Here is a 25,181-nt window from a genome sequence, read left to right as displayed (position 1 = left end):
CTTTCATCCCCTTGGGGATAATCAGGAGTAGCGCCGTGAACAATCTCGGCAAGAACATCGCCATCTGGCTCGTCATTGGTCTTGTATTGATGACAGTTTTTAATCAGTTTTCCCGCAAGCAAGAGGCGAGCGGGCAAGTGGCGTATTCACAATTTATGGCCGATGTAGAGGCTGATCGTATTGCGAGCGCAGAAATCGAGGGCAACCCGATTCGTGGTCAGATTATTAAAGGCAAGCGCAACGACGGCACGGCGTTTTCTACACTGGCTCCATTTGATTTTCGTATGGTTGATACGCTGATCAAACACAACGTGAAGTTTGCGGCCAAAGCAGAAGAAGAACCCAGCTTCCTGATGAATTTATTCATCAACTGGTTCCCTATGCTGCTCCTGATCGGTGTGTGGGTCTTCTTTATGCGCCAGATGCAAGGTGGCGGTAAAGGCGGTGCATTCAGTTTTGGTAAATCTAAGGCGCGTCTTTTAGACGAAGCGACCAATGTGATTACCTTTGCCGATGTAGCGGGCTGCGATGAAGCCAAGGCTGATGTATCAGAAATCGTTGATTACCTGCGCGACCCAAGCAAATATCAGAGCTTAGGTGGCCGTATGCCACGCGGTATCCTGCTGGTAGGCCCTCCGGGAACGGGTAAGACTCTGCTGGCTAAAGCGATTGCTGGTGAAGCCAAAGTGCCTTTCTTTAGTATTTCTGGTTCAGATTTCGTGGAAATGTTTGTGGGTGTGGGTGCTGCCCGCGTTCGCGATATGTTTGAAAATGCCAAGAAAAATGCACCATGCATTATCTTTATCGATGAAATTGATGCTGTGGGTCGTCAGCGCGGTGCTGGTATGGGCGGCGGTAATGACGAGCGCGAGCAAACGTTGAACCAGATGCTGGTTGAGATGGATGGTTTTGAAGGCAATTCCGGCATTATGGTGATTGCAGCAACCAATCGTCCTGATGTGCTTGATCCTGCTTTACTGCGCCCGGGCCGTTTCGATCGCCAGGTAATGGTGTCCTTGCCGGATATCCGTGGCCGTGAGCAGATTCTTGGCGTGCATATGCGCAAAGTGCCGATCTCTAACGATGTGGATGCACAAGTGATTGCCCGTGGTACGCCTGGTTTCTCTGGTGCTGACCTTGCCAATCTGGTGAATGAAGCGGCTTTGTTTGCAGCCCGCCGTGTAAAACGCTTGGTTGATATGGATGACTTTGAGTCGGCTAAAGATAAAATCATGATGGGTGCGGAACGTCGCACCATGGTGATGAGTGAAGAAGAAAAGCAAAACACTGCTTATCACGAATCAGGCCATGCTGTTGTGGCTAAGCTTTTACCTAAGTCTGATCCCGTGCATAAAGTCACCATCATTCCACGCGGCCGTGCGCTGGGTGTAACCATGCAGCTGCCAGAAGCTGATCGCTATGCTTATGATCGTGGCTATCTGATGGACCGTATTGCCATCCTGTTTGGTGGCCGTATCGCCGAAGAATTGTTTATGAATCAGATGACCACAGGCGCATCGAATGACTTTGAGCGTGCAACTTCTTTAGCACGCGATATGGTGACTCGTTACGGCATGACTGATGCTTTAGGCCCGATGGTTTATGGTGAAAACGAAGGGGAAGTATTCTTGGGGCGCTCGGTAACGACGCACAAGAATATGTCTGAAGCGACCATGCAGCAGGTTGATGCTGAAATTCGCCGCATTATTGATGAGCAATACGGCTTAGCCCGTCGCCTGCTGGAAGATAATCGCGATAAAGTTGAAGCGATGACTGTAGCCCTGCTGGAGTGGGAAACCATCGATGCAGAGCAGATTGAAGACATCATGCAAGGGCGTACTCCAAAGCCACCTAAGGCTTTGCCTGTAAAGCCTAATGCACCCAGCGGCGGTGATCGCCCAAGTGGTGAAGCACCTGCAACTCCTGTGATTACAACTCCGGCAACAGAAGCATAATTGGGTTGTAAATAAAATGGGCGGCCTTACGGGCCGCCTTTTTTATGCCAGCACTGCTGAAAGCGGCTATTTAAAAAGACTGATTTCGAGGAATAAGATGAAAGCGTTGCAATGCGGGCGTTTTAGTTTGGAGCTGAAACGGCCCTTGGTTATGGGTATTTTAAATGTCACACCTGATTCTTTTTCTGATGGCGGGCATTACAGGCAAATTGATGCGGCTTTAGCCCATGCAGAAAAACTACTGCGTGACGGCGCCGATATCTTGGATATCGGCGGTGAATCGACGAGGCCAGGTGCGGCTTTTGTTCATGCAGAAGAGGAAATGATCCGGGTTATTCCGGTAATTAAATCGCTGCAAAGCTTGAACGTCCCTTTGTCCATTGATACACGTAAATCCGCTGTTATGCGCGCTGCTTTAGACGCAGGGGTGGATCTGGTGAATGATATTGCCGCGCTGGAAGATGAAGGAGCTTTGCAGCTGCTTGCGCAAAGTAATGCGGCAATTTGCCTGATGCATATGCAGGGAGATCCGCGCAATATGCAGGCAACACCCTGCTATCAGGATGTGGTGGCAGAGGTGCTGTCCTATCTGGCGGCAAGGCGGGATGCTGCATTAGCTGCAGGAATATCACACAACCGGCTGCTGCTGGATCCGGGGTTTGGTTTTGGTAAAACGCTGGAGCATAATATCGCGCTCTTTAAATCTTTACCGCAGCTGAAAGAGCGTTTGGCAACACCATTATTGATCGGTGTTTCACGTAAAAGCATGCTGGGGCAAATTACGGGGCAGTCTGTGGCTGACAGAATGCCAGGCAGTATCGCAGCTGCACTGATGGCCGCTCAAGCAGGCTCTGCAGTTATTCGCGTCCATGATGTTCGGGAAACAGTGGATGCTTTAAAAATTTTGCATGCCTTACAATAATTGCCAGTTGGTAGTTTGTTGTTGAGCAATACTCTTCTTCTCAGAATGAGTAAAAATGCATATTAATGATGATTGGGGTGAAGAATGGGTCGCAAGTATTTTGGAACAGATGGCGTACGTGGTTTAGTGGGTGAATACCCAATTACCCCTGATTTTGCAATGAAGCTGGGTTATGCCGCAGGGAAAGTACTTGCTGCTGAGAGTAAGCGTGGCAATGGTGATCATGCTGCTGTGCTGATCGGAAAAGACACCCGTGTGTCAGGTTATATGCTGGAAGCCGCCTTGCAGGCGGGCTTAAATGCCGCTGGTGTGGATGTTTACCTCACAGGCCCTCTGCCTACCCCTGGCATCGCCTATTTAACACGCGCCTTGCGTTTGTCCGCTGGTGTTGTGATTTCTGCATCGCACAATCCTTATCACGATAATGGCATCAAGTTTTTTGGCGCTGGTGGCAAAAAACTTGCGGATGATGTGGAGTTGGCCATTGAAGCGGCGATTGATGAAGTACAGCCCTGTGTTTCACCTAAGAAAATTGGTAAATCCTGGCGTGTGGATGATGCCGCAGGCCGTTATATCGAGTTTTGCAAATCTACTTTTCCAAATGAGCTGGATCTGCGCGGCTTAAAGCTGGTGGTCGATTGCGCCCATGGTGCAACTTACGATATCGCTCCTCATGTATTTCATGAGCTGGGCGCTGAAGTCATTAAAATTGGCGTGACGCCTAATGGCTACAATATTAATGAAGAAGTGGGTGCTACTCACCCGGAAACCGCGCGTAAAGCCGTTTTGTCCGAAGGTGCAGATTTTGGTATTTCACTCGATGGCGATGGTGATCGCCTGATTATGATTGACCGGGATGGCACTATTGTTGATGGTGACCAGCTTCTTTATGCGCTGGCTTGTTACCGCCAGGATAAAGGCACTTTAGGGGCAGGGGTGGTTGGCACGCTCATGACCAATTTAGGCGTAGAAAATGGCCTGAAAGCACGCGGTATCGGATTTGAGCGCGCTAAAGTGGGCGATCGTTATGTGCTGGAAAAACTATTGGCAAATAACTGGCTGGTGGGCGGAGAAGGCTCCGGGCATTTACTCTGCCTTGATAAGCATTCCACTGGGGATGGTATTGTCTCTGCCCTGCAAGTGCTGCAAGCCTTAAAAGAAAGTGGCAAGACTCTGGCTCAGTACTGCCACGATCTGGTGCTATCAACGCAAGTGCTTAAAAATGTCCGTATTGCTAAAGGTTTTGATTGTCATGCTTCAGAATTAATTAAGGCTGAAGTTGTAAAAGCAGAAGCAGCAATGGGTGAAGAAGGGCGGGTCTTGCTGCGTCCTTCAGGTACCGAGCCCGTTGTGCGGGTGATGGTAGAGCATACCGATGCGGCAATTGCCCGTGATTGGGCAGAGCGAATTGCAAAGGTTGTGAGCAGTGAGGCCACTGCAGAATAAACAGCAGGGGCAGATTAGTCCGCAGGATTAAGGGCGGACTTTTATTCTCTTGAAATGTAAGGGAATTCTTTTAATGATTTGTCATGGCAATTAAACAATTCTGTAACTTAATCCTTTTAGAATCGTATTAGTTAATGGCCTGCAACAGGGTTATCTGTTGTCACAACAATCTGAGAGAATGATCTTATGAAATTAGCCCGCCTGATTTTGGTATCCAGTGCTTTAGTTTTTGCTATGGGCACAGTGAATGCTGCAGATACACCTGCTATTCCGGCTTTAAGTGGTGATGCATTAGCTGCTGCAGTAAAAGGCAACTTGGATAACGATTTGGTTCTGCAGAAATTTAATTTGAAAGTGAAGGGCAAAGAAGCCGATGTAACGATTGAAGGCAGCGTTGATGAAGGTGAACAAATGGCGCGTGCAGGCAATGTTGCAGAACAGGTTAAAGGTGTGCGTTACGTATTTAATAATATTGTTCCAAAAAACTAAGCACATCTTACTTAACAAAAAAAGCAGCCTTGGCTGCTTTTTTTGTTATTAAACTCAGGTGCTTCAATAAAATACAGGCTTGCGCATATAAATAAGCATAAAAAAAGGCAAGCTTATGCCTGCCTTTTTGCCGGGGAAATTCAATTAACCAAATTTACCCGTAATATAATCTTCTGTTGCTTTCACTTTTGGAGTGGTAAAGATCGTATCTGTTTCACCTACTTCAATCAGCTCGCCTAAATACATATAGGCAGTAATGTCTGAAACACGTGCTGCCTGCTGCATATTATGCGTCACCATTGCAATGGTGTAATCCTGTTTTAATTCATGAACCAGCTCTTCAACGTGTGCCGTAGAGATTGGATCGAGCGCAGATGTTGGCTCATCCAGTAATAAAATTTCCGGCTTAACTGCAATCGCACGGGCAATACACAAACGTTGTTGCTGACCACCAGAAAGGCTTAAGCCCGATTGCTTGAGTTTATCTTTGGCTTCATTCCAGAGCGCTGCTTTTTGCAATGCCCATTCAACCCGGTCGTCCATTTCTGATTTTGGCAGTGTTTCATATAATTTCACGCCAAAAGCAATATTGTCATAAATAGACATTGGGAATGGTGTGGGCTTTTGAAATACCATCCCAACCTTGGCACGCAGCATATTCAAATCAACGTCGTTTTCTAAAATGTTCTTGCCATTCAGGATGATTTCACCCTCTGCACGCAGCTTTGGATAAAGATCGTACATACGATTAAATGTGCGCAGCAAGGTTGATTTACCACAACCAGAAGGGCCAATAAACGCAGTAACTTTACCTTCCTGAATATCCAGATTTACATTTTTTAAGGCGTGGAAGTTGCCGTAATAAAAGTTAAGATTTTTAATCGCAAGTTTTGCGGGATTTTTAGTAATCATGATTAAGCTGTTCCGTATTGATTTATTAGTTTTGTTTCGGTTCGCGCAGCATGACGCGCGCAATAATGTTTAAACCGAGTACAAACAGGCCAATTAATAAAGCACCTGTCCAGGCTAATTGATGCCATTCATCATACGGGCTCATCGCAAACTGGAAGATGACTACCGGTAAATTAGACATCGGCTGGTTCATATTGGAATAGAACTGGTTATTCAGTGCAGTAAAGAGCAGTGGCGCTGTTTCACCTAAAATACGGGCAATCGCAAGTAAAACTCCTGTTGCAACACCCGCTTTTGCAGCACGTAAGGTTACAAACAAAACCATTTTCCATTGCGGTGCGCCCAGCGCGTATGCGGCTTCACGCATTGCGGTTGGCACCAAACGCAGCATGTTTTCTGTGGTTCTGAGTACTACTGGAATCACCAGAATGGCCAGGGCCAAAGAGCCTGCCCAGCCAGAGAAATGCTGAGCGTGAGCCACATACATTTCAAAAATAAACAAACCAATTACAATGGATGGCGCAGAAAGCAGAATGTCGTTAATAAACCGGGTGGTGGGGGCCAGCCAGCCTTTGTTTCCAAATTCGGCTAAATAGGTTCCGGCCAGAATGCCAACCGGTGTTCCAATAGTCACACCAATAATCGACATTTGCAAACTACCCAAAATTGCATTGGATAAACCACCCGCGCTGCCTGGTGCCGGAGTTGTCTGGGTAAAGGTCGCCAAGGTTAAGCCGGGAAGGCCGTTTTTAAATAGCGTAAACATAATCCAGAATAACCAGAATAAGCCAAAGGCCATGGCAATAATGGAAAGGGTTAAGCTCAGGTAATTGATTGCGCGGCGGCGGTTATAAATATTCATAGTGTGCCTCACGAGTTTGCGCCTTCATTACGCTGTAAGCGCAGCAGTAATAATTTGGAAAGAACGAGTACCACAAAGGTAATAAAGAAAAGCAGTAAACCTAATTCAATCAGCGATGAAACATAAAGCTCGCCATTAGCTTCGGTAAATTCATTGGCCAGAGTGGCTGAAATGGTGGTGGCAGGATCAAATAATGAGCTCATTTTTGCCTGTGAATTACCAATTACAAAGGTAATGGCCATTGTCTCGCCTAATGCCCGGCCTAAGCCCAGCATAACGCCGCCAATAATCCCATTTTTTGTAAAAGGTACAACCACATTCCAAACGACTTCCCATGTGGTTGAGCCAAGGCCATATGCAGATTCTTTAAGCATAGGCGGCACAACTTCAAACACATCGCGCATAACAGATGTGATATATGGAATGACCATGATTGATAGAATCAGGCTGGCAGTAAACATACCGATACCCATCGGTGCGCCTACAAATAATTCGCCAATAAAGGGCCAGTTGGCCGTTGTTTCTGTGAGCCATGGCTGCACATGATCAGCAAACAATGGGGCAAATACAAATAAACCCCACATGCCATAAATAATGGAGGGGACACCGGCAAGTAATTCAATGGCAATACCCAGAGGACGGCGCAGCCAGGTGGGAGATAATTCAGTCAGGAAAATTGCAATACCAAAGCTCACCGGAACCGCAATAATTAAAGCAATAAAAGAAGAAATTAAAGTGCCGCGAATAGACGGCCAGGCACCGAATTCTTCTGTAACCGGATTCCAGCTTTCAGAGGTAAGAAAGCTTAAGCCAAAGTGTTTGATGCTGGGCATTGCACCATATAACAAAGAAAGAATAATACCGCTTAATAAAGCAAGTACAAAAAAAGCAAAGAAACGCGTACTACCGACGAACAGAGCATCTTGCAAGCGCTGCTGTTTCATTCGTTGATTTTGATTCGGCATTAAAATCTCCATTCCACCGAGGCTTCACAACAACACAACAGGAGCATCATGGCTCCTGTTGTGTTTAGACATGCAACAACACGGTTGTCACAGTAATGGCGGGCTTATTTCCAAATTGGAGCAGAGCCATCAGTGATTTGAGCTTTCCAGTTTGCCTTGATCAGATTAACAACGCTGTCTGGCATAGGGATGTAATCTAAATCAAGGGCTACTTTGTCTGCATCGTTACCATAAGCCCAATCAAAGAACTTCAGTACTTCAAGTGCCTGAGCCGGCTTGTCTTGTTTTTTATGCATCAAAATAAATGTTGGATTGGCGATAGGCCATGATGTTTTGCCTGCCGAGTTTGTAGTCAGCAGGTACATACCAGGGGCGTTTTTCCAGTCTGCACCTGCAGCCGCTGCAATAAAGGCATCTTCTGAAGGCTGAACAAAAGCGCCGTCACGGTTTTGCAGCTGAGTGTGAGCAAGCTTGTTTTGTTTTGCGTAAGCAAACTCAACATAACCAATCGCACCTTTGATGCGTTGTACGTAGTTGGAAACGCCTTCATTGCCCTTGCCGCCAACACCAACCGGCCATTGCAGGGAGGTATTTGCGCCAACTTTTTCTTTCCATTCTGCTGAAACTTTGGACAGGTAGTCAGCAAATACAAACGTTGTGCCTGAGCCGTCTGAACGGCGTACAACAGTGATGTTTTGCTCTGGCAGTGTAACGCCTGAATTCAGCGCAACAATCGCAGGGTCATTCCACTTCTTGATTTTGCCGAGGAAAATATCTGTCAGTACTTGTGGGGTAAGCTTCAGCTGGCCTGGCTGAACGCCTGGAATATTTACGACAGGTACAACACCACCGATCACGGTTGGAAATTGCAGCAGGCCCTGTTTATTTAATTCTTCTGGTTTTAATGGCATATCGGAAGCGCCAAAATCAACTGTTTTGGCTTGAATTTGCTTGATACCACCACCCGAACCAATCGACTGATAGTTCAGCCCGGTGCCCGTCTTCGCTTTGTACATTTCCGCCCATTTTGCGTACAACGGATACGGGAAGGTCGCACCTGCGCCAGTAATGTCTGCCGCGATAGCATGTGTGAACAGGCCGGCAGTAAGGCCGATAGTGACAATTAGTTTGCGTGCAAGTGCCATTACTAGAAACTCCGAAGGCTAAAACGTTTGGACGAAAAGAATAGTGCCTATGCTAGCTGCTGATTGTTGCTGAAATATTACAAGTCACTCAGTGTGGGTGAGCTTGTCCTGAAAATCAATGAACCGGCAGGGCTCGGTTTGACTGGGGGTAGGCGTGGGAATACAATCTGGGACTTTTGAAACAGGTGCTTCTCGTCGTATGACAAGACAGCTTGTAATTGGTAACTGGAAGATGCACGGCAGTATTGGTAAGGTTCGTTCGGTATTACCCGAGCTGGCACGCGCCAAGCTGGGACCCAATGTTGCGGTATGCATTCCTTACCCATACGTCATGTTGGCCAAGAGTCTGCTGAAAGATAGTCAGGTTCAGGTTGGAGCTCAGGACGTCAGCGAGTATCATGTTGGGGCTTACACAGGTGCAGTTTCTGCATCGATGCTGGCCGATATAGGTTGTGAGCTGGTGATTGTCGGGCACTCTGAGCGCCGTCGTTATTTTGGTGAGAGTAGTGAAAATGCCGCTCGTAAACTGCGTGCTTGTCTGGATGCGGGTCTTTTTCCCGTTTATTGCGTGGGTGAAGATGCTGAAGAGCGTGCCAGTGGGCGGCACAAAGAAATTATTGCGGCAGAGTTAGCCGTATTACGTGGTTTGCCGATTGGTCTTTACGCCGTTGCTTACGAGCCATCATGGGCTGTAGGTACGGGTGTCATTGCGACATCAGAGCAAATCGCTGAAATGCACGCATTTATCAAAGAGACCCTAGAGCCTCGCACCCGTGTGTTGTATGGCGGTAGTGTAAAAGGCAGCAATGCTGAAGAAGTTCTGGCGGTAGATGGGGTGGATGGTGTGCTTGTTGGCGGAGCCGCTTTATCAGCGTCCGAGTTTTTAGACATCTGCATGGCTGCGCGCTAGTCAGGGAATATAAAACCCGCTAGAATGCGCGCCGCATAGAAATGAGAAATTAATGGAACTTATTAAATCACTCGTGCTCATTTTGAACGTGGTTTCTGCGATTGCTACCATCGTTTTGGTGTTGATGCAGCACGGTAAAGGTGCCGATATGGGCGCTGCTTTTGGCAGTGGTTCAGCAGGCAGCCTGTTTGGCTCGTCGGGTTCGGCTAACTTTTTAAGCCGCACTACTGCAGTGACAGCAACACTGTTTTTTGCAAGCTGCCTTGCATTAGTTTTACTGGTAAGCCCGGCTAAAAAGTCAGATTTGGGTGTGATGAGCACACAAAAACCTGCGGTACAGCAGCCAGCTCAGCCGAGTAAAATTCCTGAGTAAGCCGTAATACTTCTGGAAGATTAATTTGTTTTTAATGCCGACATGGTGAAATTGGTAGACACGCTATCTTGAGGGGGTAGTGACTTCGGTTGTGAGAGTTCGAGTCTCTCTGTCGGCACCAGATACAAAACGCCCGCGCAATGTGGGCGAATACAACATATAAAAATATCCTTAACTTTCAAATCTGGGGAGTGCCATGCTCGCTAACTATTTCCCCATCCTGATGTTTCTGGCTGTAGGACTCTTGGTGGGCGTTGCCCCGCTTGTTCTTGGCTGGGGGGTGGGCAAGATTCTCGGGACCAACCGGCCTGATCCTGAAAAACGCTCACCTTACGAGTGTGGCTTCGAAGCTTTCGAAGACGCGCGCATGCAGTTTGATGTTCGCTACTACCTCGTTGCTATCCTGTTTATCTTGTTCGATCTCGAAGTGGCCTTCCTTGTGCCATGGGCTGTTGTGCTCAAAGAGCTCGGCATGTTCGGCTTCCTTACAATGATGATTTTCCTGACCGTGCTGGTTGTGGGCTTTATCTTTGAATGGAAGAAGGGCGCACTGGAATGGGAGTAATAAATATGGATGCTCAATCCTTAGCAAGCGTGCAGTCTGCAGACAAAGGTTTTGTGACGACTTCACTCGATACCGTGATCAACTGGACACGCACTGGCTCTTTGTGGCCAATGACGTTTGGTCTGGCTTGCTGCGCGGTAGAAATGATGCAAGCAGGCGCGGCGCGTTATGACCTTGATCGTTTTGGTATCGTTTTTCGCCCAAGCCCACGCCAATCTGATTTGATGATTGTTGCGGGCACGCTTTGCAATAAGATGGCACCAGCGCTACGTAAGGTTTATGACCAAATGCCAGAGCCACGTTGGGTGATCTCGATGGGTTCCTGTGCTAACGGTGGTGGTTACTACCATTATTCTTACTCTGTCGTTCGTGGTTGTGACCGGATTGTGCCTGTAGACATCTACGTGCCGGGCTGTCCGCCAACTGCCGAAGCTTTGCTTTACGGCATTATTCAGCTACAGAATAAGATTAAGCGTACTAACACGATTGCGCGTTCAGGTGTATTGGCGAGTGAGAGGGTAAACAGTGGATCGTAAACTTAGCGTCCTGATGGACAGCCTGAAGGCCGTTCTGGGTGAGGCAGGTGGCACTAATATTGCCAGACTGGTCTGTGCTCTGGATGAAATCACGATTGAAGTGCCGGTTGCTGTGTGGCCTGAAGTTGCTCTGGTCTTACGTGATAATGCCGCACTGCATTTTGAATCCTGTATTGATGTTTGTGGGGTTGATTACAGCGCTTATAAAGATGCTGTTTGGGAAGGGCACCGTTTTGCTGCGGTGTATCACTTCTTATCCTACAAACACAATGTCCGTCTGCGTGTTCGTGTGTTTTGCACGGATGATGATTTCCCTGTCGTGCCTTCCATGGTTTCTGTCTGGCCTGGTCTTAACTGGTTTGAGCGTGAAGCGTTCGACTTGTTCGGGATTATGTTCCAGGGACACCCTGATTTGCGCCGCATCCTGACTGATTATGGTTTCGTTGGTCATCCTTTCCGCAAGGATTTTCCGCTTTCTGGCTATGTAGAAATGCGTTACGACCCTGAGCAGGGCCGCGTAATTTACCAGCCTGTCACTATCGATCCGCGAGAAACAACGCCGCGTATCATCCGCGAGGAGAATTACGGTGGCTGCTGAAATCCGTAACTACACGCTGAATTTTGGACCGCAGCACCCTGCGGCGCACGGTGTTTTGCGCCTGGTGCTTGAGTTAGACGGTGAAGTGGTCGAACGTGCTGATCCGCACATCGGTCTGCTGCACCGCGGTACTGAAAAATTAGCTGAATCAAAAACCTATATTCAATCCCTGCCTTATATGGATCGGCTCGATTACGTGTCGATGATGTGTAATGAGCACGCCTATTGCATGGCGATTGAAAAAATGACCGGCATTGAAGTGCCGCTTCGTGCTCAGTATATCCGTGTGATGTTTGATGAAATCACCCGTATTCTGAATCACCTGATGTGGATTGGTGCGCACGGCATTGACTGTGGTGCGATGACCATCTTCTTGTACGCCTTCCGTGAGCGTGAAGACCTGATGGACTGCTACGAGGCAGTGTCAGGTGCGCGTATGCATGCGGCCTACTATCGCCCGGGCGGTGTTTACCGTGATCTGCCTGATCAAATGCCGCAGTACCAGGCTTCTAAGGTACGTAACGCCGCTGCAATCAAAAAGTTAAATGGCAACCGTGAAGGCTCTTTGCTCGATTTTATCGAAGACTTCACTAACCGCTTCCCAACTTATGTGGATGAATATGAAACCCTGCTGACAGATAACCGTATCTGGAAACAGCGTACCGTGGGTATCGGCATCATTACCCCTGAACGTGCTCTGGCATTGGGGCTAACTGGTCCTATGCTGCGTGGCTCGGGTGTGGAGTGGGATCTGCGTAAGAAACAGCCGTACGAAGTTTACGGTGCGCTGGACTTTGATATTCCGGTTGGTAAAAATGGCGACTGCTACGACCGCTATCTGGTTCGCGTTGAAGAAATGCGCCAGTCCAACCGTATTATCAAGCAGTGCGTGGCATGGCTGAAAGCAAATCCTGGCCCTGTGATTGTAGATAATCATAAAGTGGCATCGCCTTCACGCGGCGGTATGAAAGCCAATATGGAAGAGCTGATCCACCACTTCAAACTGTTTACCGAAGGAATGCATGTTCCGGAAGGCGAAGCTTACGCCGCTGTTGAGCATCCTAAGGGTGAGTTTGGTATCTACATGGTGTCCGATGGTGCCAATAAACCTTACCGCCTGAAAATTCGTGCACCAGGCTTTGCACACTTGGCATCTTTGGATGAAATGGCGCGTGGCCATATGTTGTCCGACGTGGTGGCTATTATCGGAACACAGGACGTTGTATTCGGGGAGATTGATCGCTGATGTTAACTACTCAATCCCTAGCATTGATTGATCGTGAAGTAGCGAAATACCCTGAGGAGCAAAAGCGCTCTGCCGTGATGGGCGCGCTGCGTATTGCTCAGACCGAGCATCGCTACCTCAACAATGACATGATCGAATTTGTAGCGAACTATCTTGGCATTGCGCCAATGATGGCTTACGAAGTGGCTACTTTCTACAATATGTACGATTTAAAGCCGGTAGGTAAGCACAAGATCACTGTGTGTACCAATCTGCCCTGTGCTCTTTCGGGCGGCTATACTGCGGCGCATTACATCAAGCAAAAGCTTGGCATTGGTTTTAATGAAACCACACCCGACGGCAAATTTACGCTGAAGGAAGGGGAGTGCATGGGCGCCTGTGGTTACGCGCCGGTGATGCTGGTGAATAACCACGCCATGTGCAGTCATATGACGCCTGAGGCGATTGATAAGAAACTGGCGGAGCTCGAATAATGACCGTCTATGCAACTGGTGTCATTTTTGATGACGTCAATTTTGAAGATCCAAACTGCTGGCGCATTGACGAATATGTTAAGCGTGGTGGCTATGCTGCGCTGAAGAAAATCTTGAGTGAAAATATCACTCAGGATGAAATCATTGCGCAAATGAAAACTTCCGGCCTGCGTGGCCGTGGCGGTGCGGGTTTCCCTACCGGCTTGAAGTGGTCATTTATGCCACGCAGCTTCCCAGGGCAAAAATACCTTGTTTGTAATACCGACGAGGGCGAGCCAGGTACCTTTAAGGATTTAGACATTATTGTGTCTAATCCGCATGCGCTGATCGAAGGCATGATTATTGGTGCTTACGCCATGGGCATTACCGTAGGTTACAACTATATCCACGGTGAAGTGTTTGAAGCTTACGAGCGCTTTGAAGAAGCACTTGAAGAAGCACGCAAGGCAGGCTTTTTGGGCGATAAAATTCTGGGTTCAGAATTTAGCTTTGAGCTGCATGCGCATCATGGTTATGGTGCTTACATCTGCGGTGAAGAAACGGCGCTGCTTGAATCGCTGGAAGGCAAAAAAGGCCAGCCACGCTTTAAGCCGCCTTTTCCTGCCAGCTATGGCCTCTACGGCAAGCCAACTACAATTAATAATACGGAGACGTTTGCCTCCGTACCATACATTATCCGCGAAGGCGGTCAGAAATTCCTTGAGCTAGGTAAACCTAATAACGGTGGAACCAAGTTATTTTCGGTTTCTGGCCATGTTAACCGCCCTGGAAACTACGAAGTGCCGCTGGGCATGCCGTTTTCTGAGCTGCTGGAATTATGCGGCGGCATGCGTGATGGTAAAAAACTCAAAGCGGTTATTCCGGGTGGATCATCCTCGCCGGTCTTGCCTGCTGACATCATGATGCAATGCACCATGGACTACGATTCGATCGCTAAAGCGGGCTCGATGCTGGGTTCAGGCGCGGTGATCGTGATGGACGAAACAGTCAGTATGGTGCAGGCGCTGGAGCGTTTGTCTTACTTCTACTTCGAAGAATCGTGTGGCCAATGTACACCGTGCCGCGAAGGCACCGGTTGGTTGTATCGCATTGTTCATCGTATCGCACAGGGCCATGGCGTTCCGGAAGACTTGGAACTCCTGGACAGTGTCGGTAATAACATCGCAGGGCGAACCATTTGTGCCCTCGGCGACGCAGCTGTTTTCCCGGTGCGCGGAATGCTAAAACACTTCCGTAGCGAATTCGAATACCTTATCGAACACAAGACTGCATTGCAGGCTTGGGTTTGATTCAATAGCCATTGAGTAGAGCATGCTGGAAATTGAAATCGACGGTAAGAAACTGACAGTACCTGGCGGTAGCACGGTAATGGACGCAGCCAATTCGGTTGGCGTGCATATCCCGCATTTTTGCTATCACAAAAAGCTGTCTATAGCCGCAAACTGCCGTATGTGCCTTGTTCAGGTTGAGAAAGCGCCTAAGCCTTTACCTGCCTGTGCAACCCCCGTCACGGACGGGATGAAAGTCTGGACCCACTCTGATCAGGCCGTGAAGGCGCAGCAGGGGGTGATGGAATTCTTACTGATTAACCACCCGCTGGATTGCCCGATTTGCGATCAGGGTGGCGAATGTCAGCTGCAGGATCTGGCGGTAGGCTACGGCCAGTCTGGCTCCCGCTATACAGAAGAAAAACGCGTTGTTGCCAATAAAGACCTTGGCCCGCTGATTTCTACTGATATGACCCGCTGCATTCATTGCAGCCGCTGCGTTCGCTTCACCGAAGAAATTGCCGGTTTCCAGGAACTGGGTATGGCAGGCCGCGGCGAATTTACCGAAGTCATGTCCTTTATTGGCAAGACAGTTAAATCGGAAATTTCCGGCAATGTGATTGATCTGTGCCCTGTTGGCGCACTGACCAGCAAGCCGTTCCGCTACTCAGCACGCACATGGGAATTATCCCGTCGTAAGTCTGTCAGCCCGCATGATGGCCTGGGTTCCAACCTTGTTGTGCAAGTCAAAAACAACAAGGTAATGCGTGTTCTGCCGCTGGAAAACGAAGCCATTAATGAGTGCTGGCTGGCCGACCGTGATCGCTTCTCTTATGAGGCCTTAAACAGCGCTGAGCGTCTGCAAAAGCCGATGATTAAGCAGGGCGGCGTATGGCAGGTGACTGACTGGCAAACTGCGCTTGAATATGTAGCAAACGGCCTGAAGCAAGTGGTGTCAGACCACGGTGCTGCATCTGTTGCTGCCGTGGCCACACCAAACAGCACAGTTGAAGAGCTATTTATGCTGCGTAAACTGATGGCAGGTTTGGGCGTAGAAAACGTCGAGACCCGCTTACGCAACGCAGACTTCAGCCTTAATACTGCAGGTGCAACCTGGTTGGGGCAATCTATTGCTGAGCTGGCTGCATCTGAAGCCGTGCTGGTGATTGGTTCAACATTGCGTCAGGAGCAGCCTTTGCTTGCTCAGCGCCTGCGTCAATCGGTAAAGAAAGGCCTGAAGCTTTCCTTAGTGAATGTGCATAGCGATGATTTGCTGACTAAAGTAGCCGCGCAATCTGTTGTCCGCCCTGATCAGCTGGTGGAAGGCGTGCTGGCCGTGATTAAGGCTGTTGTTGAAGCTGACACCAGCAAGGCCGCTCCTGCACATATCGATTTGGCTGGCGTTGAAGTGACTGACGCAGCCCGCACGATTGCTGCAACGCTGACTGGTAAATCTGCTGTATTGCTGGGCAATATCGCAACGCACAATCCACGCGCTGCTGAGTTACACGCTGCAGCTGCCGCATTGGCTGAGCTGACTGGCGCAACACTGGGCGTAATGAGCGAAGCGGCAAATACCGTGGGCGCTCAGCTGATCGGTGCAACCGTTGGCGGCAATGTCTTCTCGAGTGAGCCTGCACCGAAAAAAGCATATGTCCTTTTAAATGCTGAAACCGAGTTTGATACGCATAACGGCGCGCAGGCTTTGGCAGCAGTAAAAGCGGCTGAAATGGTTGTAGTGATGTCGGCATTTAATAGCTGCGCGCTGGATTTTGCTGATGTGATTCTGCCGGTTTCACCGTTCTCAGAAACCTCCGGCACTTTCGTCAATATGGAAGGCAAACCACAAAGCTTTAACGGCGTGGTGCGTCCTCTGGGCGAGACACGTCCGGCCTGGAAAGTATTCCGCGTCTTGGGCAATGTGCTTGGCTTTAATGGCTTTGATTACGAATCGTCTGAACAGATTCGTGATGAGGCCCTGCCAGGTGATACTGTTGCCCGCCTGAATAACGCCGCCGCAGCTGCTGTGGTAGTTAAAGCTCAGGCTGTTTCCGGCCTGGTTCGCTTAGGCGAAGTGGCAATGTATCAGGCGGATGCGCTGGTACGCCGCGCCCCAAGCTTGCAAGCCACACTGGCCGCTCCGGCTCTGAAAGCCAATGCAGCCACACTGGCGGCTTTAGGTCTGGCGATCAATGATCTGGCACGGGTAGAGCAGGGCGGTCAATCGGTATCGCTGTTTGCTGAGCTGGATGCTGGGCTTGCCGACAATGTGATTCGTGTGCCTGCATCGCATTCCGCAACGCGTGAGCTTGCTGGCATGTTCGACAGTCTCTCGGTTTCTAAAGCTTAAAGGGCGCCCAATATGGAAATGTTACAAGGGTTGTTCGGCACAGAGATCGCGTTTGTCCTCTGGACCTTACTGAAGATCGTTTGCATCGTTGCGCCTTTAATGGGCGCAGTGGCTTACCTGACTTTAGCTGAACGTAAAGTGATCGGTTATATGCAGATCCGTATCGGCCCGAACCGGGTTGGTCCGTTTGGTCTGCTGCAACCGATTGCCGACGGTGTAAAGCTGCTGCTGAAAGAAATTATTTCTCCATCTGCTGCCAGCACTGGTCTGTTTTTTTTAGCGCCGATTATGGTTCTGGTACCGGCACTGGCGGCTTGGGCCGTGGTGCCGTTTTATCCTGGCTATGTTTTATCGGATGTGAATGTCGGCTTGCTCTACGTCATGGCCATCACTTCGATGGGCGTTTATGGCGTGATTCTGGCGGGCTGGGCATCTAATTCCAAATATGCGTTCTTGGGTGCAATGCGCGCTGCGGCTCAGGTGATTTCTTATGAGCTGGCAATGGGCTTTGCTCTGGTCGGTGTGATGATGGTTTCGGGTAGCTTAAATATGACCGAAATTGTGAATCAGCAAAGCCAGGGTGTAGCGGGTGGCTCGATTCTGTCGTGGAATCTGATTCCCTTAATGCCGCTGTTCGTTGTGTACTTTATTTCTGGTGTGGCTGAAACCAACCGCGCGCCATTTGACGTAACCGAAGGCGAATCAGAAATTGTTGCGGGCCACATGGTTGAATACTCGGGCATGAGCTTTGCGCTGTTCTTCTTGGCCGAATACGCCAATATGATTCTGATCTCAGCAATGACATCGATCATGTTCCTTGGCGGCTGGTTAAGCCCGTTCCCGGCAAGCTGGGGCATTCTGGGCGCGCCATCGGTACTGTGGTGGGTATTAAAAGTAGCCTTTATGCTGTTCTGCTTCTTGTGGTTCCGCGCTACTTTCCCCCGCTATCGTTACGATCAGCTTATGCGTTTGGGTTGGAAAATTTTCATCCCGGTCACCTTGATTTGGATTGTGGTAGTGGGCGCTTGGATGCAGACGCCGCTGTCCCTCTGGAAATAAACAGGATCCGCTATGGAAAAGATTGCTTATTTCTTTAAAACGTTCTTGCTTGTGGAACTGGTAAAAGGCCTGATGCTTACCGGCCGCCATATGTTCCAGACCAAGATCACAGTACAGTTCCCTGAGGAAAAAACACCGTACAGCCCGCGTTTTCGCGGCCTGCACGCACAGCGCCGCTATGCCAATGGCGAAGAGCGTTGTATCGCCTGTAAGCTTTGCGAAGCAGTTTGCCCGGCTCAGGCGATTGTGATTGAGTCAGACAAGCGTGAGGACGGCACACGCCGCACTACTCGTTATGACATCGATCTGACTAAATGTATTTTCTGTGGTTTTTGTGAGGAAGCTTGCCCGGTGGATGCCATCGTGGAAACGCATATCCTTGAATATCACGGCGAAAAACGGGGCGACCTCTACTACACCAAGCCAATGTTGCTGGCAGTTGGTGATAAGTACGAGAGCGAAATTGCTGAACGTAAAGCGCAAGACGCTAAGTACCGCTAAGGGTATCCGATGACAATTGCTCTATTTAGTTTCTTCGCACTGGTGCTGCTGGTGTCTGCACTTGGCGTAGTCAGTACCAAAAATCCGGTACAAGCCGCTTTACTGCTGATTTTGTCTTTCTTTACCGCAGCCATGCTGTGGATGCTGATGAAGGCAGAATTCCTGGCTGTTTCCCTTGTGCTGATTTATGTGGGGGCAGTCATGGTGCTGTTCCTGTTTGTGGTGATGATGCTGGACATTAATTTCGAGGAGCTGCGTAAAGGCTTCTGGAAGTTTGCTCCTGTCGCAGGTGTTGTTGCAGGCACCATGCTGGTGGAAATGGTCTTGGTCATTACCCATGGCGCAAGCCAGCTGGAAGGCGCTGCGCTGGTTGAGCGTCCTGCTGGCTATAGCAATGTGCATGAATTAGGCCGCTTAATTTACACCCAGTATTTCCTGCCTTTCCAGTTAGCTTCAGTGATTCTGCTGGTGGGTATGATTGCCGCCATTGCTCTGACTCTGCGTAAACGTAAAAGCAGCAAATACATCAATCCTGGTGAGCAGGTTCGTGTTAAAGCCAGTGATCGTCTGCGTATCGTCAAGATGGCAGCCACCGTTAAAGAGCTGGCAGAAGTTCCTGCCAGCGATGATAAACCAGCAGCCTAAGTGCCCAAGGAAAAGTTTTTATGCTTGAGTTGACGCATTATCTTGTGCTGGCGGCTTGTTTATTTGCCATCAGTATTTTCGGTATCTTTATGAACCGTAAAAACTTAATCGTGCTGCTTATGGCGATTGAGTTGATGTTGCTTGCGGTGAATATGAATTTCATTGCTTTCTCGCAGTTCCTCGGCGATTCAGCAGGGCAGATTTTCGTGTTCTTTATCTTGACGGTGGCTGCGGCTGAAGCCGCAATTGGGCTGGCGATCCTGATTGTGTTATTCCGCAATCTGCGATCGATCAACGTCGAAGATCTCGACAGCCTGAAGGGTTAAGGGGACAGGGTTATATATGGATATGAAAACGATTTATCTCTTAATCCCGCTGGCGCCTCTGTTTGGCGCGCTGGTTGCAGGCTTGTTTGGCTGGGCAATCGGGCGGCGTGCATCGCATATCGTCACGATTGGTGGTGTTGCTGCTTCGTTCCTGATGTCGGCTTATGTTTTAAACCATCTGGTGTCAGGTGGCGATAACTTTAACGGTACGGTTTATACATGGCTGACTGTTAATGGTGTTGATTTCAATGTTGGTTTCCTGGTTGATAAGCTCACCGCAATGATGATGTGCGTGGTGACCTTTGTATCTCTGATGGTGCATATCTATACCATCGGTTATATGTCGGAAGACCCAGGTTATCAGCGTTTCTTCAGCTATATCTCGCTGTTTACCTTCTCGATGCTGATGCTGGTGATGGCGAATAACTTCGTTCAGCTCTTCTTCGGCTGGGAAGCGGTAGGTTTGGTTTCTTACCTCTTGATTGGTTTTTGGTTCAAAAAGCCAACGGCCACTTTCGCCAATATGAAGGCTTTCCTGATCAACCGTGTGGGTGACTTTGGTTTCCTCTTAGGAATTGGTCTGGTGCTGGCTTACTTTGGCTCGCTCGATTACGCCGATGTATTTGCAAAAGCACCTGCGCTGAAAGAAGCCACGATTAGCTTGTTCCCAAATGTGACCTGGTCCTTGTTGTCGGTGACTTGCATCTTGCTGTTTATCGGTGCGATGGGTAAATCGGCTCAGTTTCCGCTGCATGTCTGGTTGCCGGATTCGATGGAAGGCCCGACACCGATTTCTGCACTGATTCACGCGGCAACAATGGTGACGGCAGGTATCTTTATGGTGGCGCGTATGTCGCCATTGTTTGAGTTATCAGATACTGCGCTGAACTTTGTGATGGTGATTGGCTCAATTACCGCGCTGTTTATGGGTTTCCTCGGGATTATCCAGAACGATATCAAGCGCGTTGTGGCTTATTCCACTTTGTCACAGCTCGGTTATATGACGGTTGCTTTAGGTGCATCAGCTTACTCGGTGGCGGTATTTCACCTGATGACGCACGCATTCTTTAAAGCGCTGTTATTCCTTGCTGCAGGTTCTGTGATTATTGGTATGCACCACGATCAGGACATCCGCAATATGGGTGGCTTGAAGAAATACATGCCAATTACTTGGATTACCTCTTTGATTGGCTCACTGGCCCTGATCGGTACACCGTTCTTGTCTGGTTTCTATTCTAAAGATTCGATTATCGAAGCGGTGCACGCTTCAAACTTGCCAGGCGCTGGTTTTGCTTACTTCGCTGTTGTGGCAGGTGTGTTTGTAACGGCTTTCTACTCTTTCCGTATGTACTTCCTGGTGTTCCACGGTGAAGAGCGTTTCGGTAAGGCGCATGATCATCACGGCCACGATGCGCATGCACATGATGATGATCATCATGCTGATGAGCACCATCATGGTCTGGCTCCGGGGCAAAAACCGCATGAAACACCTTGGGTAGTGACTTTACCGCTGGTGATGCTGGCTATTCCGTCGCTGGTGATTGGTTACTTTGCGATCGATCCTATGCTTTACGGTGATTTCTTCAAGGGTGTGATTTTTGTAAATCATGAAGCTCACCCTGCTATGGAAGTGATGAAAGAAGAATTCCATGGTGCAATCGGCATGGGTATTCACTCTCTGACCACCTTGCCATTCTGGCTGGCCTTAGCAGGTGTCGCGGTGTCCTGGTACTTCTATCTTGTGAAGCCAAGTATTCCTGCTGCGCTGGAACGCTTCTTTACATCGGTGGGCATCAAGAAACTGCTGGATGAGAAGTACTACATGGATCACCTGTATATCAATGGCTTTGCAGCAGGTGGCCGTGTATTGGGTACTTTATTCTGGAAAGTAGGTGATACCTTCATCATCGACGGCTTGCTTGTTAATGGCACGGCTAAGCTGGTGGGGCTGTTTTCAGCGTTGGCGCGTAAATTGCAATCTGGTTATATCTACCACTACGCTTTTGCCATGATTATCGGTGCAATTGGCCTGATGACGTGGTGGATTGCTGGCCTGCTGGCCTAATAAGATGGCCGGCGTACAGCCGGGGATCGGGGGGCTTTGCCCCCCTCGGATTAAATAACAAGTAGGTTGACTATGACGGGTAATCTTCTAAGCCTCGCGATCTGGCTGCCGATCGTGGCAGGCCTTGCAGTACTCGCGACAGGCGGGGACAAAAACGCTAAAGCGGCGCGCTGGCTGGCGCTGGCTGGCGCTTTGCTGAGTTTCTTGGTAACCATTCCGCTGTATACGCAGTTTGAGTCTTTGCACGGCGGTATGCAGTTTGAAGAAATGATCCCTTGGATCACTTCATTTAATATCAACTACCATCTTGGGGTTGATGGCATTTCGATGCTGTTTGTGATTTTAAATAGCTTTGTTACCCTGATGGTTGTACTGGCGGGCTGGCAGGTTATTGAAAAACGCACCGCGCAATATATGGCCGCTTTCCTGATTATGTCGGGCCTGATCAATGGCGCATTTGCTGCGCTTGATGCGATCTTGTTCTACGTGTTCTTTGAAGCGATGCTGATTCCTATGTACCTGATTATTGGTATCTGGGGCGGCCCGCGCCGTGTGTATGCATCGATTAAATTCTTTCTTTACACCCTGCTTGGTTCTTTGCTGACACTGGTTGGTTTTATCTACCTGTATCAGCAAACGGGCGGTAGTTTTGAAATTGCCGATTTCCAGCGCCTGCCGCTGGGAATGACCGCTCAGACTTTAGTATTGATTGCCTTCTTCTTTGCCTTTGCTGTGAAAGTACCAATGTGGCCGGTTCACACATGGTTGCCGGATGCTCACGTTGAAGCGCCTACAGGCGGTTCGATGGTACTGGCGGCGATTACCCTGAAACTGGGTGCTTATGGCTTCTTACGGTTTGCCCTGCCGATTGCGCCGGATGCCGCACGCGAATACGCATGGGTGTTTGTAGCATTGTCTCTGGTGGCTGTGATTTACATTGGTTTGGTGGCACTTGTGCAAACCGATATGAAAAAGCTGGTGGCTTATTCTTCGATCTCGCATATGGGTTTTGTCACGCTGGGCTTCTTTATGTTTGCCGGCGGCACGCAAATGAACCAGTACGCGGTAGAAGGCGCATTACTGCAAATGATCTCGCACGGCTTTGTGTCTGCCGCAATGTTCTTCTGTATTGGTGTGATGTACGACCGTGTACACAGCCGCAAGATCGCCGATTACGGTGGCGTGGCGAATAAAATGCCAATTTTCGCCAGCTTTATGATGCTGTTTGCAATGGCGAACTCAGGTCTGCCGGGTACTTCTGGTTTTGCCGGTGAATTTATGGTGATTCTGGGGGCTGTACAAGTGAACTTCTGGTACGCCTTTGCGGGTGCTACAACGCTGATCTTTGGTGCTGCTTATACCCTGTGGATGTACAAGCGGGTGTTATTCGGTGAGGTTGCCAATGATCATGTTGAGCATCTGAAAGACGTAAATTCACGCGAATTTCTGATCCTTGCTGTATTAGCTGTAGCGGTATTGGGCATGGGCCTGTATCCGAAGCCATTTGCTGATGTGATGCATGTGTCTGTTAATGATTTGATCTGGCATGTATCACAAAGCAAATTGCACTGATTCGAGATAGTCGGGCATTCATTTTATGAATACCCGACTTTATCCAGAGGTAGAAACATACCTTCGGACCACCATACTATTATTTGATAGGGTTGAATAATGACCTGGACCAGCCTGAATGCTTGGGTGGCAATGCCGGAAATTTTCCTGCTGCTTGCCAGCTGTGCGGTACTACTGATTGATTTGTTTGTGTCGGATGCCAAGCGACACATTACTTATGTGTTGACGCTGCTTGTGTTGGCGGTAACCGCTTTCCTCGTTGTGAATGGCTATCAGGCCACTCCGCGTCTGGCATTTAATGGTTTGTTTATTAGTGATCCAATCGCTGATTTTGCCAAGATGGGCATGATCTTGGGCGTGGCACTGGTGCTGATTTATGGCCGTGATTACAGCATGGTGCGCGGTCTGTTCCGCGGCGAGCTGTTTACGCTGACTCTGTTTGCTCTGGCAGGCATGATGATCATGGCCTCCAGCGTTAATTTCTTAACGCTGTATATGGGCCTTGAGTTGCTGTCTTTGTCCTTGTACGCCCTCGTGGCATTGCAGCGTGATTCAGTGCAATCCACAGAAGCCGCGATGAAGTACTTTATTCTGGGTGCTTTAGCGTCTGGTATGTTGCTTTATGGTATGTCGATGATTTACGGCGCGACCGCTTCGCTGGATGTGTTTGTGATCGCCCATAAGATTGCCAGTGGTGAAGCAAACCGTATGCTGGCCGCTTTTGGTCTGGTATTCTTGGTGACCGGTATTGGCTTTAAATTGGGCGCAGTACCGTTTCATATGTGGGTGCCGGATGTTTATGAAGGCGCACCTACACCTGTAACCCAGCTGATTGGCTCTGCTCCTAAGCTGGCCGCCTTTGTATTTGTGATTCGCCTGCTGGCGCAAGGTATGGAAGGCTACGCTTTTGACTGGCGCGGCATGTTGGTGGTGTTGTCAGTACTCTCTATGGGTATTGGTAATCTGACGGCGATTGCCCAAACCAGCATGAAACGCATGATGGCTTACTCCACAATCTCGCATATGGGCTTCTTGCTCTTAGGTATTCTGGTTGCCAGCCCGATTGGTTACGCTGCATCGTTTTTCTACGCTATGGTTTATGTACTGACTGCCGCAGCCGGTTTCGGTATGGTGATGCTGCTGTCCCGTGAAGGTTTTGAAGCCGATAAGATTGATGATTTCAAAGGCCTGGCAGCACGCAGCCCATGGTTTGCCTGCATGATGATGTTTGTGATGTTCTCTATGGCAGGTATTCCGGTCTTTGTAGGTTTCTTTGCTAAGTTGTCGGTATTACAGGCTGTGGTTAACCTAGGCTATGTATGGCTAGCGGTGATTGCTGTGATGTTCTCGCTGGTTGGCGCGTTCTATTACCTGCGCGTTGTGAAGATCATGTATTTTGATGAAGCAACAGACAAAGCGCCGATTGAGGCAGGTTTTGATGCTAGGCTGGTGCTGTCTGTGAACTGCATTTTGTTACTGGTGATGGGGCTGATGCCTGATCGCCTGATGACGGTGCTTTCGCAAGCCGTTACTTCATCACTTACTGTGCCAATGTAATGAATAATGTGTACCTGCTCTGTGGATTGGCGCTGATTGCTGCCAATCTGCCGTTTTTCTTTGAGCGTATTATTTTTTGCATTCCGGCCAAAAAGGTTAAGGGCTTTCACTGGCGCATGTTAGAGCTGGTTTTGCTCTATCTTGCGCTGGGCTTGCTGGCAAGGGTACTGGAGGGACGACTCTCTCCGGTGCACGCGCAAAACTGGCCTTTCTTTGCCACGACCTTTGCGATGTTTATCGTATTTGCATGGCCTGGATTTGTCTGGCGCTATTTCTGGCGTAAACCTGGAATCTAATAAAAAAAGCCCAACATTGTTGAACTGACCCCAATTAGTTGGACAGTATAAAAGCTAGGCGCTCAAGGGCTGGGTTCTGTATTGCACAGGACTCAGCCCTTTTAACTTCAGTTTGATTCGGTCGTGGTTATAGTAATGGATGTAA

Annotated in this window: 26 protein-coding genes and 1 tRNA gene; 22 read left to right on the top strand and 5 right to left on the bottom strand. The window is 49.0% G+C overall.

Going from position 1 to position 25,181, the window contains the following annotated elements:
* Window positions 1-35: 35 nt before the first annotated feature.
* From ftsH to CSQ88_RS12960, 4 genes are all read left to right on the top strand, one after another.
* The gene (gene ftsH / locus CSQ88_RS12975; RefSeq protein ID WP_099398515.1) at window positions 36-1,955 is read left to right on the top strand and encodes an ATP-dependent zinc metalloprotease FtsH; all 1,920 of its coding nucleotides are present in this window, start codon (window positions 36-38) and stop codon (window positions 1,953-1,955) included.
* Between the two features lie 97 nt (window positions 1,956-2,052).
* Window positions 2,053-2,877, top strand: coding sequence for a dihydropteroate synthase (gene folP / locus CSQ88_RS12970; RefSeq protein WP_099398543.1), 825 nt, complete (start codon window positions 2,053-2,055; stop codon window positions 2,875-2,877).
* A gap of 84 nt (window positions 2,878-2,961) precedes the next feature.
* A complete protein-coding gene (gene glmM / locus CSQ88_RS12965; protein WP_099398514.1) occupies window positions 2,962-4,323 on the top strand; it encodes a phosphoglucosamine mutase in 1,362 nt (453 codons plus the stop codon).
* A 186-nt stretch (window positions 4,324-4,509) separates the two neighbouring features.
* A complete protein-coding gene (locus tag CSQ88_RS12960; RefSeq protein ID WP_257212592.1) occupies window positions 4,510-4,812 on the top strand; it encodes a BON domain-containing protein in 303 nt (100 codons plus the stop codon).
* 144 nt (window positions 4,813-4,956) lie between these two features.
* Here the strand turns inward: CSQ88_RS12960 and pstB are convergent, their stop codons facing one another.
* From pstB to pstS, 4 genes are all read right to left on the bottom strand, one after another.
* The gene (pstB, locus tag CSQ88_RS12955) at window positions 4,957-5,724 is read right to left on the bottom strand and encodes a phosphate ABC transporter ATP-binding protein PstB (protein WP_180273651.1); all 768 of its coding nucleotides are present in this window, start codon (window positions 5,722-5,724) and stop codon (window positions 4,957-4,959) included.
* A gap of 25 nt (window positions 5,725-5,749) precedes the next feature.
* Entirely contained in the window at window positions 5,750-6,586 is an 837-nt protein-coding gene (gene pstA / locus CSQ88_RS12950; RefSeq protein ID WP_099398513.1) for a phosphate ABC transporter permease PstA, read from the bottom strand.
* 8 nt (window positions 6,587-6,594) lie between these two features.
* Complete coding sequence (gene pstC / locus CSQ88_RS12945) at window positions 6,595-7,551, bottom strand: phosphate ABC transporter permease subunit PstC (RefSeq protein ID WP_099398540.1); 957 nt, start codon at window positions 7,549-7,551, stop codon at window positions 6,595-6,597.
* 104 nt (window positions 7,552-7,655) lie between these two features.
* The gene (pstS, locus tag CSQ88_RS12940) at window positions 7,656-8,696 is read right to left on the bottom strand and encodes a phosphate ABC transporter substrate-binding protein PstS (RefSeq protein ID WP_099398512.1); all 1,041 of its coding nucleotides are present in this window, start codon (window positions 8,694-8,696) and stop codon (window positions 7,656-7,658) included.
* A gap of 199 nt (window positions 8,697-8,895) precedes the next feature.
* Here pstS and tpiA point away from each other — a divergent pair, with 199 nt between their 5' ends.
* The 18 genes from tpiA to CSQ88_RS12850 all read left to right on the top strand — a co-directional run bounded on the left by tpiA (window position 8,896) and on the right by CSQ88_RS12850 (window position 25,036).
* Window positions 8,896-9,606, top strand: a complete 711-nt coding sequence (gene tpiA / locus CSQ88_RS12935) for a triose-phosphate isomerase (RefSeq protein WP_099398511.1) — start codon at window positions 8,896-8,898, stop codon at window positions 9,604-9,606.
* A gap of 52 nt (window positions 9,607-9,658) precedes the next feature.
* Window positions 9,659-9,979, top strand: a complete 321-nt coding sequence (gene secG / locus CSQ88_RS12930; protein WP_099398510.1) for a preprotein translocase subunit SecG — start codon at window positions 9,659-9,661, stop codon at window positions 9,977-9,979.
* A 36-nt stretch (window positions 9,980-10,015) separates the two neighbouring features.
* A tRNA-Leu gene (locus tag CSQ88_RS12925) sits at window positions 10,016-10,100 on the top strand.
* Window positions 10,101-10,175: 75 nt separating this feature from the next.
* Window positions 10,176-10,544, top strand: a complete 369-nt coding sequence (locus tag CSQ88_RS12920) for an NADH-quinone oxidoreductase subunit A (RefSeq protein WP_099398509.1) — start codon at window positions 10,176-10,178, stop codon at window positions 10,542-10,544.
* Window positions 10,545-10,549: 5 nt separating this feature from the next.
* The gene (locus CSQ88_RS12915; protein ID WP_099398508.1) at window positions 10,550-11,080 is read left to right on the top strand and encodes an NADH-quinone oxidoreductase subunit B family protein; all 531 of its coding nucleotides are present in this window, start codon (window positions 10,550-10,552) and stop codon (window positions 11,078-11,080) included.
* A gap of 13 nt (window positions 11,081-11,093) precedes the next feature.
* The gene (locus CSQ88_RS12910) at window positions 11,094-11,678 is read left to right on the top strand and encodes an NADH-quinone oxidoreductase subunit C (protein WP_099398507.1); all 585 of its coding nucleotides are present in this window, start codon (window positions 11,094-11,096) and stop codon (window positions 11,676-11,678) included.
* Complete coding sequence (locus CSQ88_RS12905) at window positions 11,668-12,924, top strand: NADH-quinone oxidoreductase subunit D (protein WP_099398506.1); 1,257 nt, start codon at window positions 11,668-11,670, stop codon at window positions 12,922-12,924. Before CSQ88_RS12910 ends, CSQ88_RS12905 begins: the two co-directional genes overlap by 11 nt.
* A complete protein-coding gene (nuoE, locus tag CSQ88_RS12900) occupies window positions 12,924-13,397 on the top strand; it encodes an NADH-quinone oxidoreductase subunit NuoE (RefSeq protein WP_099398505.1) in 474 nt (157 codons plus the stop codon). The genes CSQ88_RS12905 and nuoE overlap by 1 nt, the downstream gene beginning before the upstream one ends.
* The gene (gene nuoF / locus CSQ88_RS12895) at window positions 13,397-14,686 is read left to right on the top strand and encodes an NADH-quinone oxidoreductase subunit NuoF (RefSeq protein WP_099398504.1); all 1,290 of its coding nucleotides are present in this window, start codon (window positions 13,397-13,399) and stop codon (window positions 14,684-14,686) included. Before nuoE ends, nuoF begins: the two co-directional genes overlap by 1 nt.
* 22 nt (window positions 14,687-14,708) lie before the next feature.
* On the top strand, window positions 14,709-17,015 hold the full coding sequence (nuoG, locus tag CSQ88_RS12890; RefSeq protein ID WP_099398503.1) for an NADH-quinone oxidoreductase subunit NuoG: 2,307 nt from the start codon (window positions 14,709-14,711) through the stop codon (window positions 17,013-17,015).
* Between the two features lie 12 nt (window positions 17,016-17,027).
* On the top strand, window positions 17,028-18,074 hold the full coding sequence (gene nuoH / locus CSQ88_RS12885; protein WP_099398502.1) for an NADH-quinone oxidoreductase subunit NuoH: 1,047 nt from the start codon (window positions 17,028-17,030) through the stop codon (window positions 18,072-18,074).
* Between the two features lie 12 nt (window positions 18,075-18,086).
* Window positions 18,087-18,575: an NADH-quinone oxidoreductase subunit NuoI gene (gene nuoI / locus CSQ88_RS12880; protein ID WP_046352280.1), complete on the top strand. Its 489-nt coding sequence runs from the start codon at window positions 18,087-18,089 to the stop codon at window positions 18,573-18,575.
* Between the two features lie 9 nt (window positions 18,576-18,584).
* Window positions 18,585-19,220 (top strand): NADH-quinone oxidoreductase subunit J, encoded by a 636-nt coding sequence (locus CSQ88_RS12875; protein WP_099398501.1) that lies wholly within the window; start codon window positions 18,585-18,587, stop codon window positions 19,218-19,220.
* Between the two features lie 20 nt (window positions 19,221-19,240).
* Complete coding sequence (gene nuoK, locus CSQ88_RS12870) at window positions 19,241-19,546, top strand: NADH-quinone oxidoreductase subunit NuoK (protein WP_099398500.1); 306 nt, start codon at window positions 19,241-19,243, stop codon at window positions 19,544-19,546.
* 16 nt (window positions 19,547-19,562) lie between these two features.
* Window positions 19,563-21,611 (top strand): NADH-quinone oxidoreductase subunit L, encoded by a 2,049-nt coding sequence (gene nuoL / locus CSQ88_RS12865; protein ID WP_099398499.1) that lies wholly within the window; start codon window positions 19,563-19,565, stop codon window positions 21,609-21,611.
* 72 nt (window positions 21,612-21,683) lie between these two features.
* Window positions 21,684-23,183: an NADH-quinone oxidoreductase subunit M gene (locus CSQ88_RS12860; RefSeq protein WP_099398498.1), complete on the top strand. Its 1,500-nt coding sequence runs from the start codon at window positions 21,684-21,686 to the stop codon at window positions 23,181-23,183.
* Between the two features lie 99 nt (window positions 23,184-23,282).
* Entirely contained in the window at window positions 23,283-24,740 is a 1,458-nt protein-coding gene (gene nuoN / locus CSQ88_RS12855; protein ID WP_099398497.1) for an NADH-quinone oxidoreductase subunit NuoN, read from the top strand.
* On the top strand, window positions 24,740-25,036 hold the full coding sequence (locus tag CSQ88_RS12850; protein WP_099398496.1) for a DUF2818 family protein: 297 nt from the start codon (window positions 24,740-24,742) through the stop codon (window positions 25,034-25,036). Before nuoN ends, CSQ88_RS12850 begins: the two co-directional genes overlap by 1 nt.
* A gap of 54 nt (window positions 25,037-25,090) precedes the next feature.
* Here the strand turns inward: CSQ88_RS12850 and CSQ88_RS12845 are convergent.
* Window positions 25,091-25,181 (bottom strand): IS3 family transposase (locus tag CSQ88_RS12845; RefSeq protein ID WP_143449393.1); only part of this gene is annotated, 91 nt, incomplete at its 5' end.

It is taken from the genome of Iodobacter sp. BJB302, assembly GCF_002735645.1.
Classification (GTDB): Bacteria; Pseudomonadota; Gammaproteobacteria; order Burkholderiales; family Chitinibacteraceae; genus Iodobacter.
This window is presented reverse-complemented; position numbering and strand designations above follow the sequence as displayed.